This is a genomic window from Lachnoanaerobaculum saburreum DSM 3986, from assembly GCF_000185385.1.
Classification (GTDB): domain Bacteria; phylum Bacillota; class Clostridia; order Lachnospirales; family Lachnospiraceae; genus Lachnoanaerobaculum; species Lachnoanaerobaculum saburreum.
Map to the genome: position 1 here is coordinate 1 of NZ_GL622323.1, position 732 is coordinate 732.

At 37.2% G+C, this 732-nt stretch carries 1 protein-coding gene; it reads right to left on the minus strand.

Annotated features, from left to right (window positions below):
• Positions 1-115: 115 nt before the first annotated feature.
• On the minus strand, positions 116-732 hold a 617-nt coding region (locus tag HMPREF0381_RS14205; protein WP_040462045.1), incomplete at its 5' end, for a transposase.

Here is a 732-nt window from a genome sequence, read left to right on the forward strand (position 1 = left end):
AAAAAACTCGATTGAGTTTTTTCGCATCTCCCTTTTTGCAATTATTGTGTATAAATGACTGAAATCATACGTAAAAAAGCGCAATTCCCCTACCCCATAGAAATTCTTTTTTAATCTATGCGGCAGTTCTGTTTCTTGTCTTTTTTTTCTGATATTTATATAAATTATGGCCTATCGCCACGAGTAAAACTTCCAGTTTGACTGAATGAATACCTCTTCGGACAATTCTCTTGTACCAACGGTCGCTTTTCATAATTCCGAAAGTGCCTTCTGCTTGTATCGAACGGTTCATTCTCAATAACGCACCGTGGATACTTTCTAGGTTTTCGATTACTTCCTGATGCATGGAAGTTAGTTCCTGATTGATCCGAACGGTTCGATTCTTATCTGTCTTCTTACATTTCTTTGCATATGGACATCCGCTACAGTCTTCGCATTCATACAGTTCTTCCTTGCGTCCGTACTGATTTCCCCTCACATTTTTTCTGCATAAAAAATGGAATGCTTTATCGTTAGGACATCTCATGACTCCTTGCTCATCAATTCTGAAGTTAACTGCACGAAATGGATCTTCATGATATTTCCGATCCTTAGTTTCCTTTTTAAACATTGGAAATTTCATATACTTTTCAATTCCGTTCTGTTCACAGAAAATATAATTGTTGTATGAGCCATATCCGGCATCTGCCACAGGATATTTGGGATAGAATCCATAAGTTTGTTTGAAGTGCT